The sequence below is a fragment of the Enterobacter sp. MALB-1 genome (assembly GCF_041021625.1).
In the GTDB taxonomy this organism is placed as follows: Bacteria; Pseudomonadota; Gammaproteobacteria; order Enterobacterales; family Enterobacteriaceae; genus Enterobacter; species Enterobacter oligotrophicus.
In genome coordinates this window covers 1,448,193-1,464,425 of the sequence record NZ_JBDPJL010000001.1, presented here as the reverse complement: position 1 = coordinate 1,464,425, position 16,233 = coordinate 1,448,193, and the positions used below count along the sequence as shown (strand labels likewise).

Sequence of the window (16,233 nt, the reverse complement as noted above, 5' to 3'; positions counted from 1 at the left end):
CAAGTGTGCCATAATCTCGCCGCCAGGCATATACGTATGCCGGGTTAACGCTGAGTTTTGACTTTAAGGATTTTTGACGATGCAGCCTATTTCAGGTACGCCGCCACGCCCTCCGGGTGAAGGCCCTGTCACGCCAAACGTTGCAGGTGAACAACCGCTATCCACGCAACAGCGCACCGTGCTGGAGCGACTGATCACGCGCCTGATTGCGCTGACCTCTCAGCAAAATGCCGAGGTATGGGCGGGCGTAAAGCATGATTTGGGCGTCAGAAACGATGCGCCTTTGCAGTCGCGCCACTTCCCCGCCGCTGAACAAAACCTGAATCAACGTATTAACGCTGCACAACAAAACCACACCACCCGCCAGATAGTCTCGCAGCTGACTGAGCTGTTAGGTCAGGGGAACAACCGTCAGGCGGTGAGTGATTTTATTCGTCAACAGTTTGGTCATACCGCGCTGAGCCAGCTTACGGCGGATCAGCTGAAAACCGTGCTGACGCTGCTGCAAAGCAATCAACTCTCTATTCCTCAACCGCAACAGCGCCCGGCGACCGAGCGGCCGCTGCTGCCAGCGGAGCACAACACGCTCAATCAGATGGTGACCAGACTGGCCGCCGCTACCGGCGAGTCAACAAAACTGATCTGGCAATCGATGCTGGAATTGTCTGGCGTAAAAAGCGGAGAGTTGATTCCGGCGAAACAGTTCACCCATCTGGTGACCTGGCTGCAGGCACGTCAGACGCTCAGCACCCAGACCTCCCCCACGCTACATACGGTGCAGGCGGCGCTTAAACAGCCACTCGAACGGCACGAATTTGAGGCAATTCGGGACTATGCCCAGCAAACGTGGCAGGCCACACCGCAGACGGTGCTGACTACCGCGCAGGTGCAGGATTTGCTGAATCAGATCTTTATTCGCCGTAGCGAACGGGAAGGCGGAGTGCCGGACGTGCGCAACATTCAGCCCATTTACAGCCCGCTGTTTGCGCCAGTGGTGGAAACGTTCAGAACGCTGTCTGCCCGTCCAGGGTTGATGTTTATTGCGCTGATGATTGCGCTGGCGATTTTCTGGCTGGTTGCTTAAAACTGCCGGGTGACGGCTACGCCTTACCCGGCCTACGCTTCGCACGTTTGTAGGCCTGGTAAGCGAAGCGCCACCAGGCAAAAACTACGACCTGCGAAACGCCACCAGCGTCACCACGATCCCCACCACCGCAGAAACCGCACCGGCCAGGAAGACAGACGGGTAGCCAAACGACGTGGCCAGCAGCCCTGCCAGCGGCCCGGTCACGCCGTATGAGATATCCTGAAACGCCGCATAACCGCCGAGCGCCGTGCCGCGGACCTGCGGCGCGACGCGTTTGACCACCTCAACGCCGAGCGCCGGGAAGATCAGCGAGCAACCGCAGCCGGTCAGTGCGGCCCCCAACAGCGCAACAGGTGCCACCGGAGCATGCCAGAGCAGCAGCAGACCCACCGTCTCAATCATCAGGGATACGACAGCAACCTTCACGCCGCCAAAGCGATCCGGCATCCAGCCAAACAGCACGCGCATCATGACGAACGCGCCGCCAAATGCGGTGAGCGTAAAGCCCGCCATCGCCCAGCCGCGGCTCATAAAGTACAGTGAAACGAAGGTGCCAATCACCGCAAAACCCACGCCCTGCAGCGCCAGCCCAAGGCCCGGCTGCCAGATTTGGCCGACCACGCTCCAGAGCGAAGGACGTTCGCCTTTATGGGCCGGCACTTTGCGTACTGAACCGTTGAACGCCCACGCCAGGAGCGGCAGCACCATTGTGGTTCCGGCTAGTGCGGCAAACCCAAACTGACTGTGGATGAGCAACCCAAGCGGCGCGCCTGCTGCCAGTGCGCCATAGATGGCCATGCCGTTCCAGGACATCACTTTGCCCGAACGCGCAGGACCTACCAGCCCCATTCCCCAGGTCAGAGTGCCGGTCAGCAACTGGCTCTCACCAAAGCCGAGGATTAAGCGCCCCACAACCAGCAGTGCAAATTTGTACATCGGCTCCACCGGCAGCAACGCGGCTAACAGCCACGCCCCGCCTGCCAGCCCGCAGGCGAACATGCCCTGCAGCGCCGAGCGTTTTGCCCCGTGCTGATCGGCCAGGCGTCCGGCATAACCGCGGGTTAACACCGTGGCTAAAAACTGAATACCCACGGCGATGCCAACCAGGGTGTTGCCATAGCCCAGCTCCTGGTGAACGAACAACGGGATCACCGGCAGAGGCAGGCCAACGGTCATATAGGTCAGGAATACCGCAAACGCGATACGAAACAGCGAGACGTTCGCTGAAGAGGTTGTTTCTGTTTGAATTACTGCAGTCATGCTTTACTCCGAAATGAAGAGTAAGGCGGGGAAAAGCCACGCCCCCTCTACCTGACTATCAGGATTAAGGTGCGTTGGATGACGTTAAACGCTTACGCATTATCGTGAGGATAATGTTGAGGTGTGAAGTTTGCCTGTGAGATCAGCTGGTTGTCAATGCATAAAAAAAGGAGCCATCAGGCTCCTTTCTCACAAAGCGTGAAACTTACGCTTTCAGCTTACGCATCACCAGCGTGGCGTTAGTTCCGCCGAAACCGAAGCTGTTGGACATGACGGTAGTCAGCGTCGCATCCGTTGGTTTAGTGACGATGTTCAGGCCAGCCGCCTGCTCGTCCATCTCTTCGATGTTGATGCTTGGCGCGATAAAGCCGTTTTCCAGCATCAGCAGAGAGTAAATCGCTTCCTGCACGCCAGCCGCACCCAGAGAGTGGCCGGTCATGGCTTTGGTTGCAGAGATAGCCGGGCTGTTGTCGCCGAACACTTCGCGGATCGCGCCCAGCTCTTTCACGTCGCCTACCGGAGTAGAAGTACCGTGAGAGTTCAGGTAGTCGATTGGCGTATCAACACCGTGCATCGCCATCTTCATGCAACGCACTGCGCCTTCACCGGATGGTGCAACCATATCAGCGCCATCGGACGTTGCGCCGTAGCCCACGATCTCAGCGTAGATGTGTGCACCGCGTGCCAGCGCGTGTTCCAGCTCTTCAACCACAACCATACCGCCGCCGCCAGCGATAATGAAACCGTCACGGTGTGCATCATAGGTACGGGATGCTTTTTCCGGCGTTTCGTTGTATTTGGTGGACAGTGCGCCCATCGCATCGAACTCACAGGCCATTTCCCAGCCCAGCTCTTCGCCGCCGCCAGCAAACACGATGTCCTGTTTACCCAGCTGGATCTGCTCGACCGCGTTACCGATACAGTGTGCAGACGTTGCACACGCAGAGCTGATGGAGTAGTTAACGCCGTGGATTTTGAACGGCGTGGCGAGGCAGGCAGAAACCGCTGAACCCATCGCTTTGGTCACAACGTATGGACCCACCGCTTTCAGGCCGCGCGGGCTACGCATCGCGTCCGCACCGAATACCTGCGCTTTAGACGAACCGCCGGAACCGGCAATCAGACCCACGCGTGGGTTGTTCTGATAAACGTCTTCGCTCAGGCCAGCATCTTTGATCGCTTCCTGCATGGAAAGATAGGCGTAGATAGAGGCATCGTTCATGAAACGAACCACTTTACGGTCAATCAAACCGGTGGTGTCCAGTTTGACGTTACCCCATACGTGGCTACGCATTCCCGAATCTTTAAACTCTTCAGAGAAAGTGATCCCGGAGCGTCCTTCACGCAGAGATGCCAGGACTTCCTGCTGGTTATTACCGATGCTGGAAACAATGCCCAGGCCAGTAATCACTGCACGTTTCATTCAATACCTCTGTAAGTCGCACTATAATAAGTTTCGAGTCGCACAATAGCGTACACTTGTACGCCGAACAAGTCCGATCAGCCATTTTCTGTGGAAATTTGCACCCTCAGGCTCACATCGTTAAGATCGTGCCACTGCCTGTCAGACGAGTAACTTACGTGAAACAAAACGCTATACAACCCGCCAACCTCGAATTCAACGCTGAGGGTACACCTGTTTCCCGAGATTTTGATGACGTCTACTTTTCTAATGATAACGGACTGGAAGAAACCCGTTATGTTTTCCTTGAAGGAAACCGTCTCAGCGTCCGTTTTCCGACCCATCCACGCAGTCTTTTTGTCGTGGCGGAAAGCGGTTTCGGAACCGGGCTGAATTTTCTGACCCTCTGGCAGGCGTTTGATCGGTTTCGCTCCGCCCATCCTGAGGCTACGCTACAAAGATTACATTTCATCAGTTTCGAAAAATTTCCGCTCACCGCACACGATCTGCGGCTTGCTCATCAGCACTGGCCGGAACTTGCACCGTGGGCGGAACAACTCCAGGCGCAGTGGCCTCCGGCCATTGGCGGCTGTCATCGCCTGCTGCTGGACGGCGGGCGCGTCACCCTCGATTTATGGCTGGGGGACATCAACGATCTGACCGATAAACTCGACGACTCAATGAATCAGAAAGTGGACGCGTGGTTCCTGGACGGTTTTGCACCTGCGAAAAACCCGGACATGTGGAGTCAGCATCTGTTTACTGCGATGGCTCGTCTGGCGCGTCCTGGCGCAACACTTGCGACGTTTACCTCGGCAGGCTTTGTCCGCCGCGGGTTGCAGGAGGCCGGTTTTACCCTGCAAAAGACCAAAGGCTTTGGCCGCAAGCGCGAGATGCTGGTCGGAAGAATGGATCAGACGCTGGCGCTCCCCGCTCAGGCTCCCTGGTTTGCACGCAGCGCCAGCACATCACGTGAGGTGGCGATAATCGGCGGAGGGATCGCCAGCGCCCTGCTTTCGCTTGCGCTGTTGCAGCGTGGCTGGCAGGTTACGCTCTACTGCGCCGACGCCGCTCCTGCGAATGGCGCGTCGGGAAATCGCCAGGGGGCACTCTATCCCCTGCTGAGCGCTCACGATCCTGCACTGTTCCAGTTCTTCCCGGCGGCGTTTACTTTCGCCCGTCGTCTGTATGACATGCTGCCAGTGACCTTCGACCATGACTGGTGCGGCGTGACGCAGCTCGGCTGGGACGAGAAAAGCCAGCAGAAAATCGCGCAAATGCTGTCCCTGGGTCTGCCGCAAGCGATCGCCCGCGCGGTGAATGCGCAGCAGGTCGCTGAAACTACTGGCGTCGATACCGGCTGCGGCGGTATTCAGTACCCGCTCGGTGGCTGGCTGTCCCCGGCTAAACTGACGGCTGCGGCGATAGCCCTGGCACAATCACGTGGGCTGACGGTGCACTACGCGCATAAAGTTGAATCGCTTAGCCGGACAGAAGGCTGGAATCTGCGTTTTGCTGATGGCAAAGAAGCGCAGCATCCCTGCGTGGTGCTGGCGAACGGGCATAACGTCAGCCAGTTTATCCAGACAGAGGCATTGCCGGTTTATCCGGTCGGCGGTCAGGTGAGCCATATTCCGTCAGCGCCGACGCTGGAGAAACTTCGCCAGGTGCTGTGTTATGACGGCTATCTGACGCCACAAAACCCGTCTGACAGTCATCACTGCATAGGTGCCAGTTACCATCGCGGTAAAACGGACACGCATTACAGCGAAGCGGATCAGCAGCAAAACCGTCAACGCTTGCTTGACTGTTTCCCGCAGGCTGTTTGGGCGAAAGAGGTTGATATCAGCGCAGGTGAAGCGCGCTGTGGCGTGCGCTGTGCCACCCGCGATCACCTGCCAATGGCAGGAAATGTGCCGGACTACGAGGCAACGCTTGAGGCCTATCGGGCCCTTGCAGAAAACCGGGATACGGCAATGAGCGCACCGGTCTATCCGGAACTGTTTATGCTGGGTGGATTAGGGTCACGAGGGTTGTGCTCAGCGCCGTTGCTGGCTGAAGTGTTGGCCGCGCAAATGAGCGGCGAGCCGATCCCGCTGGACAGGGTTACGCTTGCGGGACTGAATCCGAATCGCTTGTGGGTGCGGAAGCTGCTGAAGGGGAAAATGGTTAAGTAAAGTGCGGCCTGGTGCCCTCACCCTAACCCTCTCCCACAGGGAGAGGGGATATTCGTAGGCCCGGTAAGCGCAGCGCCACCGGGCGGAATACGATGGCTTAGCGTTTAGCCTGCTGGAACAAATTGTCCCACATGCCCAGCACCAGTGACTGGTCGCGTGGAGAAAGTTCACCGGCCTGGATAGCTTTCTCCAGGCTACGGGTGACTTCTTCGTGCACCGCTTCGGCAGAGTGATCGTCCCCTGCTTCCAGCTCGGCGATTGCCAGCGTCAGGTGACCACGCAGATAACCGCTGGCGAACAGCTCATCATCACTGGCGTGTTCCACCATGTCATCAATTAACGCCAGAATGCGTGATTCAAATTCTGCGATCATCTTCTTTCCTCTGTTAAAGATCTTCCGGCCACGGGAAGCATTCCGCCGTAATTTCCGGCGTGTGGTAATAATCCTGTAATGCCTTGATAAAGCGCGCCGGACGTTCCGGGATGCCCTTTTCAAGGTACTCCATCACCTGCGCATGAACGCGGCGCTGGAAAACAATACGGTCTGGCTCGAAGTCACCTTCGAGGTTGTCACAGCTGACGTTGAACGGATAACCTGCCGCCACACAGAACAGCCAGTCGAACGCCTGGGGTTTCACTTCAACATCTTCAAACTGCCCTTGCGTTGCGGCGTCACGCCCGTCCGGGCAATACCAGTAACCGAAGTCCACCAGCTCGCGACGCGCTTTCCCCGCAATACACCAGTGCGAAATCTCATGTAAGCCACTGGCATAGAAGCCGTGTGCGAACACGATGCGATGGTAGGGAACCTCATCATCTGCAGGAAGATAGATCGGTTCGTCGTCGCCTTTAATCAGACGGGTATTAAAATCGTCGGCAAAGCAGCCGTTAAAAATCTCAATTAACTGTTCATAGTTATGCGTACTGTTCATTAGTTCATCCCCAACCAGTGGAGGATCTCCTGTCCGTGGCTGTCATAGAGCAGTTTGGCACTCATCACCGCCGAGACCACAACAATCATCGGGCGAATGAGCTTTTGCCCCTTACTTAATACCAGACGCGAGCCCGCGCGCGCGCCCAAAAACTGTCCTGCCATCATCACAAACCCGGTTGCCCAGATGACTTTGCCGCCAATGATAAACAGTAGCAGGCCGCCAACGTTGGAGGTGGCGTTAAGCACTTTGGCATGGGCAGTGGATTTGGCGAGGTTAAAACCAGCAAGCGTCACAAACGCCAGCGCGTAGAACGAGCCAGCACCTGGACCAAAGAAGCCATCGTAAAAACCGACACAGCCACCAGCGATCAGCGCAAACGGCAGACCGTGCAGACGACGCTGCCTGTCTTCTTCACCGAGCCGCGGCATCAGCAAAAAGTAGAGGCCAATACAGATAACCAGCACCGGCAAAATCTGGCGCAAAATGTCAGACTGCACGTGCTGAACCAGCAGCGCGCCTGAGGTCGAGCCGATAAAGGTCATCAGGATATTGAGTTTCTGATCGGCGAGGCTCACCACTTTGCGACGAATAAAATAGAGTGACGCAGAGAGTGAGCCACCGCAAGCCTGCAACTTGTTGGTGGCAAGCGCCTGAGCGGGACTCATGCCCGCCGCCAGCAGTGCCGGAACGGTCAGTAAACCGCCGCCGCCCGCCAGCGCATCGATAAACCCGGCTAACATCGCAACAAAAAAGAGCACCGCCAACAGCAGCGGTGACACCATAAACAGATCGACGAAATTATCCATTAAAGTACATGCTCATCCAGTAGCGCCTGGCAGGAAGGCGGCAACGGCGGCGGTGTCTTCTTCTCAGGCTTAGAGGTTCCAGGTTTGGCGGGTTCAAACCAGCTTTGCAGCTCATAACCACAGCCATCGCCTGGCGGTGGAAGTGGCTGATCTTCACATTCAAGGCTGTTCGCCGGGCAGCGCAGACGGACATGCATATGCGCACGATGCTGGAACCACGGACGCACTTTGCGTAGCCAGTCGCGATCGGTTCCGGCATCCAGACAGAGCTGCTGCTTAATCGCCGGGTTAACAAAAATTCGCGTAACGTCGTTATCTTTCGCCGCCAGCTTGATCATGCTGGACACATCCTGTGACCAGAGTGATGGCACCACGCGTTTACCGTCGCGCGAAACCAGATCCAGCGCCTGTGGTTTCAACAGCTGTGCAGAACTCCAGCGCGCTTTCGGCAACTGCAGGAAGATATCTACGTCCAGTCCGGTCTGGTGGCTGGCGTGCCCGCCGTTAAAACGTCCTCCGGCAGGCATGCCCATATCGCCAATCAGCATCGTGCCCAGCCCCAGGTTATATACCTGGTTGCCCAGACGCTGGATAAACAGCACCAGGTCCGGGTGGCCGAAATAACGGCGCTGGTCGGTTCGCATCACCTGATAAGTGTCAGACTGCAAAGGAAGTTCCTGTGCGCCGACAATACAGCCGTTGGAAAAAGCGCCTATAGACTGCGCGCTTCCCGCCACCGGGTGGGTGATTTTTTGCCAGGGGGTGGCGGCCAGACTGGCTCCACTGGCAAGCAGTGCCAGCAGAGCGATTACGGTTTTTTTCATGTTTACCAGCGTGGAATGGTGGTCGTCACATCCGCATTCTGCGCGCGCTGGCGCAGGAAGTGATCCATCAGCACGATCGCCAGCATCGCTTCTGCGATCGGCACCGCACGGATACCCACGCAAGGATCGTGACGCCCTTTAGTGATCATCTCAACTTCTTCGCCAGAGCGGTTAATGGTATGACCCGGTACGGTTATACTGGAGGTCGGCTTCAGCGCAATGTTGGCAATAATCTGCTGTCCGCTGCTGATACCACCCAGAATGCCGCCCGCATGGTTGCTCTGGAAACCGTCTTTCGTGATTTCGTCACGGTTCTGGCTGCCGCGAAGCTGAACCACGTCAAAACCGTCGCCAATTTCCACGCCCTTCACCGCGTTAATGCTCATCAGCGCGTGGGCGATGTCAGCGTCGAGGCGGTCAAATACCGGCTCACCCCAGCCTGGCGGTACGCCGTCAGCCACCACGGTGACTTTGGCTCCGATGGAGTCGCCCTCTTTTTTCAGGCCGCGCATCAGTTCGTCCAGCGCATCCAGCTTGTCTGCATCAGCGCAGAAGAACGGATTTTGTTCAACCAGGTCCCAGTCTTTGATCGCCAGCGGAATGTCGCCCATCTGGGTCAGACAGCCGCGGATCACGATGCCAAATTTCTGCTGCAGGTATTTTTTGGCAATCGCCCCGGCCGCCACTCGCATCGCGGTTTCACGCGCGGATGAACGTCCGCCGCCACGATAGTCGCGGAAGCCGTATTTTTGCTCGTAGGTATAGTCGGCATGGCCCGGACGGAATACGTCTTTAATGGCACCGTAATCCTGGGAACGCTGATCGGTGTTTTCAATCAGCAGACCAATGCTGGTGCCGGTGGTGCGGCCTTCGAAAACGCCGGAAAGGATCTTAACCTGGTCCGGCTCGCGACGCTGCGTGGTGTAGCGAGAGGTGCCCGGACGACGACGGTCGAGATCGTGCTGTAAATCTGCTTCGGTCAGTTCGATGCCAGGCGGTACGCCATCAACGATACAACCCAGTGCCAGCCCGTGCGACTCACCAAAGGTGGTCACGCGGAATACTTGTCCAATACTGTTTCCTGCCATCACGGCTCCGATGTCGTTATTTGTGTTTGAGCGTTGTGAACGGGCCGAAGCCCGCTGGATTAATCTTTATAGATACTGAAGTGTTCGCGCGCGTCGAGAAGCTGCGCTTTAGTCAGCATAAAGACGCCGTCACCGCCGTTATCGAACTCAAGCCAGGTGAACGGCACATCCGGGTACTGCTCTATCAGATGTACCATGCTGTTACCCACTTCACAAATCAGAACGCCGTCATCGGTCAGATAATCCGGCGCGCAGGCCAGAATACGGCGCGTCAGTTTCAGGCCGTCAGACCCTGACGCCAGCCCCAGCTCCGGCTCGTGGCGATATTCGTTTGGCAGATCGGACATGTCTTCCGCATCGACGTAAGGCGGATTAGTCACAATCAGATCGTATTGCAGGGTTGGCAAGTCACGGAACAGGTCAGAACGGATTGGCGTGACGTGGTGGATCAGCCCATGTTCTTCGATGTTGTGCTCGGTCACGGCCAGCGCATCGGTAGAGATATCCACTGCGTCCACCTCCGCTTCCGGGAAGGCGTAAGCGCAGGCAATCGCGATACAGCCGCTGCCGGTACACATATCGAGAATGTGCTGAGGCTGATGGTTAATCAGGCCTTCAAAGTGGTTGTTAATCAGCTCGCCAATCGGGGAGCGCGGCACCAGCACGCGTTCATCGACGTAGAACTCGTGGCCGCAGAACCAGGCTTTGTTGGTCAGATAGGCAACCGGAATGCGTTCGTTCACGCGGCGGATCACGCGCTCAACAATGCGGTGTTTTTCGCTGGAGGTCAGGCGCGCGGTGCGCATGTCTTCCGGGATATCCAGCGGCAGATAGAGAGACGGCAGCACCAGCTGGACCGCCTCATCCCACGGGTTATCAGTACCGTGCCCGTACCAGATATTCGCGGCGCTGAAGCGGCTTACCGACCAGCGCAACATGTCCTGTATGGTATGCAGCTCGTTTACTGCTTCATCGACAAAAATTTTATCCACTCTTTCCTCCAGGGCATGCTCGCATAATTTTCGGCGGCTAGTTTGCCATGAAGACGGGGATAAATCAGCAATGACGCGTACCGCTTGAGGTTAAAAAATGCGTTTAGTCAGGTACACTGAGGGAAATAAGAGATGAGACGGACTAATGAAAAAGAAAACCACGCTTAACGAGGAGGATCAGGCGCTCTTCCGACAGCTCATGACCGGGACGCGTCAAATCAAACAGGACACCATTGTCCACCGCCCGCTGCGCAAAAAAATCACCGAAGTACCGGTCAAACGTCTGCTTCAGGAGCAGGCGGATAACAGCCACTATTTTTCAGACGAATTTCAGCCGCTGCTTAACACACAGGGGGCCGTGAAGTACGTACGGGAAGACGTCAGCCATTTCGAACTGAAAAAGTTACGCCGTGGCGATTATTCGCCAGAGCTGTTTCTCGACCTGCATGGCTTAACGCAGATGCAGGCGAAACAGGAGCTGGGCGCGTTGATTGCCGCCTGTCGCCGCGAACATGTGTTTTGCGCCTGCGTGATGCATGGCCACGGTAAACATATTCTTAAGCAACAGACGCCGCTGTGGCTGGCTCAGCATCCACACGTGATGGCTTTTCATCAGGCACCGAAAGAGTACGGCGGAGATGCCGCATTGCTGGTGTTGATTGAAGTTGAGGAGTGGCAGCCGCCTGAGTTGCTCTGACAGAACAGCGGGAGGCAAATCGCTGCATCCCGCTGGATCACACGTCACGTCAGATCGCTTTTGCCATCTTCAGGTTGCATGGGCTCATTTGCCAGTTGAAGACCCCTTTGCCGGTTTCGTCGAGGGTGACGTTGGCAATGGCGGACGTGGTGAACATCGGTGGCGTTTCGCCAGGGCACAGTTCAGACACCAGGTAGCCAACCAGTGGCAGGTGAGAGATAACCAGCGCGGAAGCGACACCTTCGTTGCACAGCGCCTGGAGATAGGCACTCACAAGACCGACATCACCACACGGGGTGAGTTCAGGGAGAACATCTGCGTTGTCTGGCAGGTTCATACACTCCCCGACCACATCCAGCGTCTGTTCTGCACGCAGGAACGGACTCACCAGAACGCGTTCAATGTCCACTTTTTGACCTTTAAGCCAGGTAGCCATCTGACGGGATTCGTCGCAGCCACAGACTGTCAAAGGACGTACTGAGTCACTGGCGGCATCGAGTGCCGCGTCGCCGTGACGCATGATAAAAACTTGCATATTGCACCGCTTTTGTTAACCAGAATCACCGGCGTTGACGACCTGCGTTTACCGCTGCGAGGTAGAAAACCCGATGGCCGGGCATTGTGCCTGATCCATTCGGTGAATGAAACGCTGTTTTTTACCTCAATGGCGTAAGTATAGTCAATCTCTGTTTACAAATTCGCCAGAACAGGTTCATTCACCTCAGAATTTACCCTTCTTTGACCTCAGCTTACGAGGACAGTTTCCCTTGCAGGCCAAAATGTCTGGCCCCGTTCCGCCATCTGCAATAATTCATCACACGGTGTAAACCGTGGACCGTACTGCGTGGCAAGACGTTGCAGGATCGCAACCACTTCACCCGCCCCGAGGGAATCCATGTAACGGAACGGGCCGCCAAGAAACGGCGGGAAACCAATACCAAACACAGCGCCGATGTCGCCGTCGCGCGCGCTTTTGACAACCTGCTCACCAAAGCAGCGAGCCGCCTCGTTAAGCATCATCATGACACAGCGCTCAGCACACTGAACCGCCGACAGTTTTCCCTGACCAGTGGCCGAAATAAGCCCATAAACCGAAGGGTCGACCTGTTTCTTGCTTTTACGCCCTTTTGCAGCGTAAAGATAGAAACCGCGTTCATTTTTTCTGCCTTTGCGATCGTCCTTCAAAATTGCGGAAACAATGTTTGCAGGCGGGCTAAAACGATCGCCGTAAGCGGCTTCCAGCACAGGTATAATTTTAGTGCCGGTGTCTATTCCTACCTCATCCAAAAGTTGGATTGGGCCAACAGGGAAACCAAACTTTACCAGCGCCTCATCGACGTGTTCGATCTTCTCCCCTTCCGTCAACAGCCGCATCGCCTCGTTGATATACGGTGCCAGAATCCGGTTGACGTAAAAGCCTGCTTTGTCCGCTACCACGACTGGCGTTTTGCCCTGCTTTTTCGCGAGCTTTACCACGGTGGCAACGGTTCGCGGGCTGGTCGTGGCGTGCGGTATCACTTCCACCAGCGGCATCTTTTCGACCGGGCTAAAGAAGTGCAGGCCAATCACCTGCTCCGGTCGTGCGGCTTTCGCCGCGATGTCGCCAATCGGTAATGACGACGTATTTGAGGCAAAAATGGTGTGCGGCGCACAGTGCTGTTCAACGTCCGCCACCATCTGCTGCTTGAGCGCCAGATCTTCAAATACCGCTTCGATAACCAGATCGCGATGTGCAAAACCACTGTAATCCGTGGTGCCGGTAATCATCGCCAGGGTCTTATCTCGTTCGCTTGCCTTGATATGGCGGCGCTTGACCTTTTGATCAAGGTTTTGCCAGCTGTACTGCAGCGCATGGTTGATCCCTTTTGGGCTAATGTCTTTGATTCGCACGGGCAACTTGCCTTTGCTGGCGGTTACAAATGCGATCCCGCCGCCCATCAAGCCCCCGCCCAGCACCCCAACGGCATGCAGCGGCGCAGGTTCAGCTTCGCTTCCCGGATCTTTTTTCACCTCAGTGCTGGCAAAGAAAATGCTGCGCAGCGCCTGGGACTGCGGGGTCATCGCCAGTTCGCCAAAGGCTTTTGCTTCTGCGGCATAACCGCTGCTGCTGCCCTGAGATAACCCGGTTTCGATAACCTCAAGAATTCGCTTTGCCGCCGGATAGTTACCTTTGGTTTTTTGTTCGGTTTTTTGGCCGACCATCCTGAACAGCAGGGCTCGCCCCAGTGGCCCGGCCAGAATGCGCTCGCGCACCGGCAAAGGACGTTTGGCCTGACGGCCTTTCAGCGCCAGCTCAACGGCGGCCTCCAGCAAAATCGAATGCGGAACCACCTCGTCAACCAGCCCTGCTTTCAGGGCCTGACGAGGGCGAAGTTGTTTACCGGTTAAGATCATCTCCAGCGCCGTGCTGACGCCCACCAGACGCGGCAGCCGCTGCGTTCCGCCAGAGCCTGGCAACAGCCCTAACTGCACTTCCGGCAAGCCCAACACGGTTTTGGCATCGTCAGTACAAATGCGGCTATGGCAGGCCAGCGCAAGCTCCAGCCCCCCGCCCAGACACGCGCCGTGGATTGCCGCGATAACTGGAATCGACAGCGCATGGATCTCCGCCATCACCTGCTGCCCCTGACGCGCCAGATCTTCGGCTTCCTGCGCGCTTTGCGCACGGGCGATCATGTTAATGTCCGCCCCGGCAATAAAGTTATCCGGCTTGGCTGAGATAAAGACCAGACCCCGAATCGCTTTGTTCTCGCGGATCTGCTTTAACATCCCGCGCACCTGAACGCCAAATTCGGCCTTCAGGGTATTCATCTTTTCATCCGGCACATCAATAGTGATAACGGCAACGTTATCGAGGCGAACCGTCAAATTAAACGCAGATGGCATATCCATTATTCAGCCTCCAGAACCATAGCCGCGCCCAGACCGCCCGCCGCACAGGCGGTGACGAGACCAAATCCGCCGCCACGGCGACGTAACTCGTGTAATGTTTGCGTGATCATACGCGCGCCTGTTGCTGCAAACGGGTGACCGTAGGCGATCGAGCCGCCCAGCACGTTAAACTTGCTCTCGTCCACCTCTCCGGTGGCGTGAGCGCGGCCAAGAACATCGCGCGCAAAACGTTCGCTTGCCAGCAACTGCAGGTTAGCCAGCGTCTGCGCGGCAAAGGCTTCGTGCATGTCAATCAGGGTTATATCAGAAAGGGTCAGCCCCGCGCGCTCCAGCGCCAGCGGCGTTGACCAGGCAGGCCCCAACAGCATGTCCTGCCAGACGTCAATCGCCGTAAAGGCGTAGCTGCGCAGATAGCCCAGCGGTTTGATGCCCAGCTCTTTCGCGCGGGACTCTGTCATCAGGATCACAGCGGCAGCGCCGTCCGTCAGTGGCGTACTGTTGGCCGCCGTGACGGTGCCGTGCTTGCGGTCAAACGCCGGACGCAGTTTTGCGTAATCTGCCAGCGTCGAGGTGCCGCGGATATTATTATCCTCCGCGAGCGGTTCGCGATAAGGCGGAATGTAGGCGGTCATCACCTCATTGGCCAGTTTGCCTTCCGACCAGGCTTTTGCGGCGAGCTGATGCGAGCGATGCGCCAGTGCATCCTGCTGCTCGCGGGTAATACCGTAGGTTTTCGCCATCTGCTCAGCGGTGTCACCCATACGCAGGCCGGTGGAATATTCAGCCACCGCAGGGGGAACAGGCATGAGATCGCGCAAGCGTAAACGAGAGAAGAGTTTGAGTTTCTGTCCGGTCGTGCGGGCTTTGTTGGCGTCCACCAGGATGCGCGCCAGCTTTTTACTAACGCCTATAGGCAACACTGAGGAGGAGTCCGCCCCGCCGGCGATCCCGGCGCGGATCGTGCCTGCCATCAGACTTTCCGCTACGTTCGCCACCGCCTGGAAGCTGGTCGCACAGGCGCGGCTGACGCTGTAGGCATCGGTGTGGACATTCATTCCCGTGCCGAGGACAATTTCACGCGCGATATTTGGCGCTTCCGGCATTTGAACCACCTGGCCAAAGACCAGTTGCTCAATGACCTCTGGTGGTATTTCGCTGCGAGCCAGCATCTCCCCCACCACCATTTTCCCCAGATCGACAGCCGGGACGCCGTGAAAGGCGGTCGCCTGGCGCGCAAATGGCGTGCGCAGGCCGCTAACAATGGCAATGCGGTCACCTTGTCGGGTGATAAGCGGTAATGCCTGACTCATAACACTCCCCTGTAAAATTTTTTCACACATATAAAGTGGTCTGACCTGATAACAGTCTTAACCATTTTTTTACATTGAGCCAATCGGGGAAACGAAAAAGTGCGAGCTAAGACACAGAGAAGAAAAAGAAAATGCCCCTGCATGGCAGAGGCATTTGTGCGGTTTGTTGCCGGGTGGAGGCGTTGCCTTACCCGGCCTACACGATCGTAGGCCCGTGCAAGCGAAGCGCCGCCGGGCAAAAAGGATTAACGCAGGCCCAGCTGGAAAATCAGCGTTTCGGCTTCACAAGCGAATACAAAGTCGATATCCAGCTTCACACCGCCTTCCACTTCGGTGAAGGTGGACTTGATTTCACACGGATCGGATTCAACGTCGCGCGCACGTTTGCTCAGCGCGGCCAGGGTTTCTTCCGCTTCAGCGCGGTCAGTGAACACACGACTGTAAGAGGCGGTGCAATCGGTGTTGTCCATAATGGTGCCAACATCCATACAGCAGCAAACCGGGGTTTCATCAGCACTGCATTTACTCATAGCTCAATTTCCTCTGTATTCGCGCGTGGCGCGAGATAAACACGATGCTGATATTTTACGCCCCGACGCTGGCTCCCTCCAGCCGTTAATGAGGCAAAATCGGATAAGTGACCAATATCACACTAAAAAATGATCTAAAACAAAATTCACCTTTTTGGGTGAGCAGTGATGGTCACAATTTTGCCAACCAGATCTCGTTTCAAGAAACATCTCTGAAAATATTAATAAACAAA

At 56.5% G+C, this 16,233-nt stretch carries 15 protein-coding genes; 3 read left to right on the top strand and 12 right to left on the bottom strand.

The features are described 5' to 3' along the window. Positions 1-79 precede the first annotated feature (79 nt). Positions 80-1,084: a flagella biosynthesis regulator Flk gene (gene flk, locus ABGB15_RS07030; RefSeq protein WP_215723804.1), complete on the top strand. Its 1,005-nt coding sequence runs from the start codon at positions 80-82 to the stop codon at positions 1,082-1,084. 84 nt (positions 1,085-1,168) lie between these two features. On the opposite strand, the gene ABGB15_RS07025 is transcribed toward flk, so the two are convergent. Both ABGB15_RS07025 and fabB read right to left on the bottom strand, forming a co-directional pair. Continuing rightward, positions 1,169-2,347 carry an MFS transporter gene (locus ABGB15_RS07025; RefSeq protein ID WP_215723803.1) on the bottom strand — a complete coding sequence of 393 codons (1,179 nt, stop codon included), beginning with the start codon at positions 2,345-2,347 and terminating at the stop codon, positions 1,169-1,171. Between the two features lie 205 nt (positions 2,348-2,552). Continuing rightward, entirely contained in the window at positions 2,553-3,770 is a 1,218-nt protein-coding gene (gene fabB / locus ABGB15_RS07020) for a beta-ketoacyl-ACP synthase I (protein ID WP_152081741.1), read from the bottom strand. Positions 3,771-3,928: 158 nt separating this feature from the next. On the opposite strand from fabB, the gene mnmC reads away from it, so the two are divergent. Continuing rightward, positions 3,929-5,926 carry a bifunctional tRNA (5-methylaminomethyl-2-thiouridine)(34)-methyltransferase MnmD/FAD-dependent 5-carboxymethylaminomethyl-2-thiouridine(34) oxidoreductase MnmC gene (gene mnmC / locus ABGB15_RS07015; protein WP_215723802.1) on the top strand — a complete coding sequence of 666 codons (1,998 nt, stop codon included), beginning with the start codon at positions 3,929-3,931 and terminating at the stop codon, positions 5,924-5,926. Positions 5,927-6,023: 97 nt separating this feature from the next. On the opposite strand, the gene ABGB15_RS07010 is transcribed toward mnmC, so the two are convergent. The 6 genes from ABGB15_RS07010 to prmB are packed head-to-tail and all read right to left on the bottom strand — an operon-like array spanning position 6,024 to position 10,571. Next, a complete protein-coding gene (locus ABGB15_RS07010) occupies positions 6,024-6,299 on the bottom strand; it encodes a YfcL family protein (protein WP_152081743.1) in 276 nt (91 codons plus the stop codon). A gap of 13 nt (positions 6,300-6,312) precedes the next feature. Next, a complete protein-coding gene (locus ABGB15_RS07005) occupies positions 6,313-6,858 on the bottom strand; it encodes an elongation factor P hydroxylase (protein ID WP_152081744.1) in 546 nt (181 codons plus the stop codon). Then, positions 6,858-7,667 (bottom strand): sulfite exporter TauE/SafE family protein, encoded by an 810-nt coding sequence (locus ABGB15_RS07000; RefSeq protein WP_152081745.1) that lies wholly within the window; start codon positions 7,665-7,667, stop codon positions 6,858-6,860. The genes ABGB15_RS07005 and ABGB15_RS07000 overlap by 1 nt, the downstream gene beginning before the upstream one ends. Beyond that, positions 7,667-8,491 (bottom strand): penicillin-insensitive murein endopeptidase, encoded by an 825-nt coding sequence (mepA, locus tag ABGB15_RS06995; protein WP_215723801.1) that lies wholly within the window; start codon positions 8,489-8,491, stop codon positions 7,667-7,669. Before mepA ends, ABGB15_RS07000 begins: the two co-directional genes overlap by 1 nt. 2 nt (positions 8,492-8,493) lie before the next feature. After that, positions 8,494-9,579, bottom strand: a complete 1,086-nt coding sequence (gene aroC, locus ABGB15_RS06990) for a chorismate synthase (RefSeq protein ID WP_152081747.1) — start codon at positions 9,577-9,579, stop codon at positions 8,494-8,496. 59 nt (positions 9,580-9,638) lie between these two features. Next, complete coding sequence (gene prmB / locus ABGB15_RS06985) at positions 9,639-10,571, bottom strand: 50S ribosomal protein L3 N(5)-glutamine methyltransferase (protein WP_023312578.1); 933 nt, start codon at positions 10,569-10,571, stop codon at positions 9,639-9,641. A 145-nt stretch (positions 10,572-10,716) separates the two neighbouring features. Between prmB and smrB the strand changes: the two genes are divergently transcribed. Next, a complete protein-coding gene (gene smrB / locus ABGB15_RS06980) occupies positions 10,717-11,268 on the top strand; it encodes an endonuclease SmrB (RefSeq protein WP_152081748.1) in 552 nt (183 codons plus the stop codon). A 49-nt stretch (positions 11,269-11,317) separates the two neighbouring features. Here the strand turns inward: smrB and sixA are convergent, their stop codons facing one another. The 4 genes from sixA to ABGB15_RS06960 all read right to left on the bottom strand — a co-directional run bounded on the left by sixA (position 11,318) and on the right by ABGB15_RS06960 (position 16,000). Further along, the gene (sixA, locus tag ABGB15_RS06975) at positions 11,318-11,803 is read right to left on the bottom strand and encodes a phosphohistidine phosphatase SixA (RefSeq protein ID WP_215723800.1); all 486 of its coding nucleotides are present in this window, start codon (positions 11,801-11,803) and stop codon (positions 11,318-11,320) included. A 209-nt stretch (positions 11,804-12,012) separates the two neighbouring features. After that, complete coding sequence (fadJ, locus tag ABGB15_RS06970; protein WP_152081750.1) at positions 12,013-14,160, bottom strand: fatty acid oxidation complex subunit alpha FadJ; 2,148 nt, start codon at positions 14,158-14,160, stop codon at positions 12,013-12,015. Beyond that, complete coding sequence (fadI, locus tag ABGB15_RS06965) at positions 14,160-15,470, bottom strand: acetyl-CoA C-acyltransferase FadI (RefSeq protein ID WP_215723799.1); 1,311 nt, start codon at positions 15,468-15,470, stop codon at positions 14,160-14,162. Before fadI ends, fadJ begins: the two co-directional genes overlap by 1 nt. 245 nt (positions 15,471-15,715) lie before the next feature. Next, entirely contained in the window at positions 15,716-16,000 is a 285-nt protein-coding gene (locus ABGB15_RS06960) for a YfcZ/YiiS family protein (RefSeq protein WP_215723798.1), read from the bottom strand. Between the last annotated feature and the right edge of the window lie 233 nt (positions 16,001-16,233).

Excerpts from the sequence above, each read along its gene's own strand:
- flk (WP_215723804.1), top strand. The coding sequence starts at position 80 with ATGCAGCCTATTTCAGGTACGCCGCCACGCCCTCCGGGTGAAGGCCCT.
- ABGB15_RS07025 (WP_215723803.1), bottom strand. The coding sequence starts at position 2,347 with ATGACTGCAGTAATTCAAACAGAAACAACCTCTTCAGCGAACGTCTCG.
- fabB (WP_152081741.1), bottom strand. The coding sequence starts at position 3,770 with ATGAAACGTGCAGTGATTACTGGCCTGGGCATTGTTTCCAGCATCGGT.
- ABGB15_RS07010 (WP_152081743.1), bottom strand. The coding sequence starts at position 6,299 with ATGATCGCAGAATTTGAATCACGCATTCTGGCGTTAATTGATGACATG.
- ABGB15_RS07005 (WP_152081744.1), bottom strand. The coding sequence starts at position 6,858 with ATGAACAGTACGCATAACTATGAACAGTTAATTGAGATTTTTAACGGC.
- ABGB15_RS07000 (WP_152081745.1), bottom strand. The coding sequence starts at position 7,667 with ATGGATAATTTCGTCGATCTGTTTATGGTGTCACCGCTGCTGTTGGCG.
- mepA (WP_215723801.1), bottom strand. The coding sequence starts at position 8,491 with ATGAAAAAAACCGTAATCGCTCTGCTGGCACTGCTTGCCAGTGGAGCC.
- aroC (WP_152081747.1), bottom strand. The coding sequence starts at position 9,579 with ATGGCAGGAAACAGTATTGGACAAGTATTCCGCGTGACCACCTTTGGT.
- smrB (WP_152081748.1), top strand. The coding sequence starts at position 10,717 with ATGAAAAAGAAAACCACGCTTAACGAGGAGGATCAGGCGCTCTTCCGA.
- sixA (WP_215723800.1), bottom strand. The coding sequence starts at position 11,803 with ATGCAAGTTTTTATCATGCGTCACGGCGACGCGGCACTCGATGCCGCC.
- fadJ (WP_152081750.1), bottom strand. The coding sequence starts at position 14,160 with ATGGATATGCCATCTGCGTTTAATTTGACGGTTCGCCTCGATAACGTT.
- fadI (WP_215723799.1), bottom strand. The coding sequence starts at position 15,470 with ATGAGTCAGGCATTACCGCTTATCACCCGACAAGGTGACCGCATTGCC.
- ABGB15_RS06960 (WP_215723798.1), bottom strand. The coding sequence starts at position 16,000 with ATGAGTAAATGCAGTGCTGATGAAACCCCGGTTTGCTGCTGTATGGAT.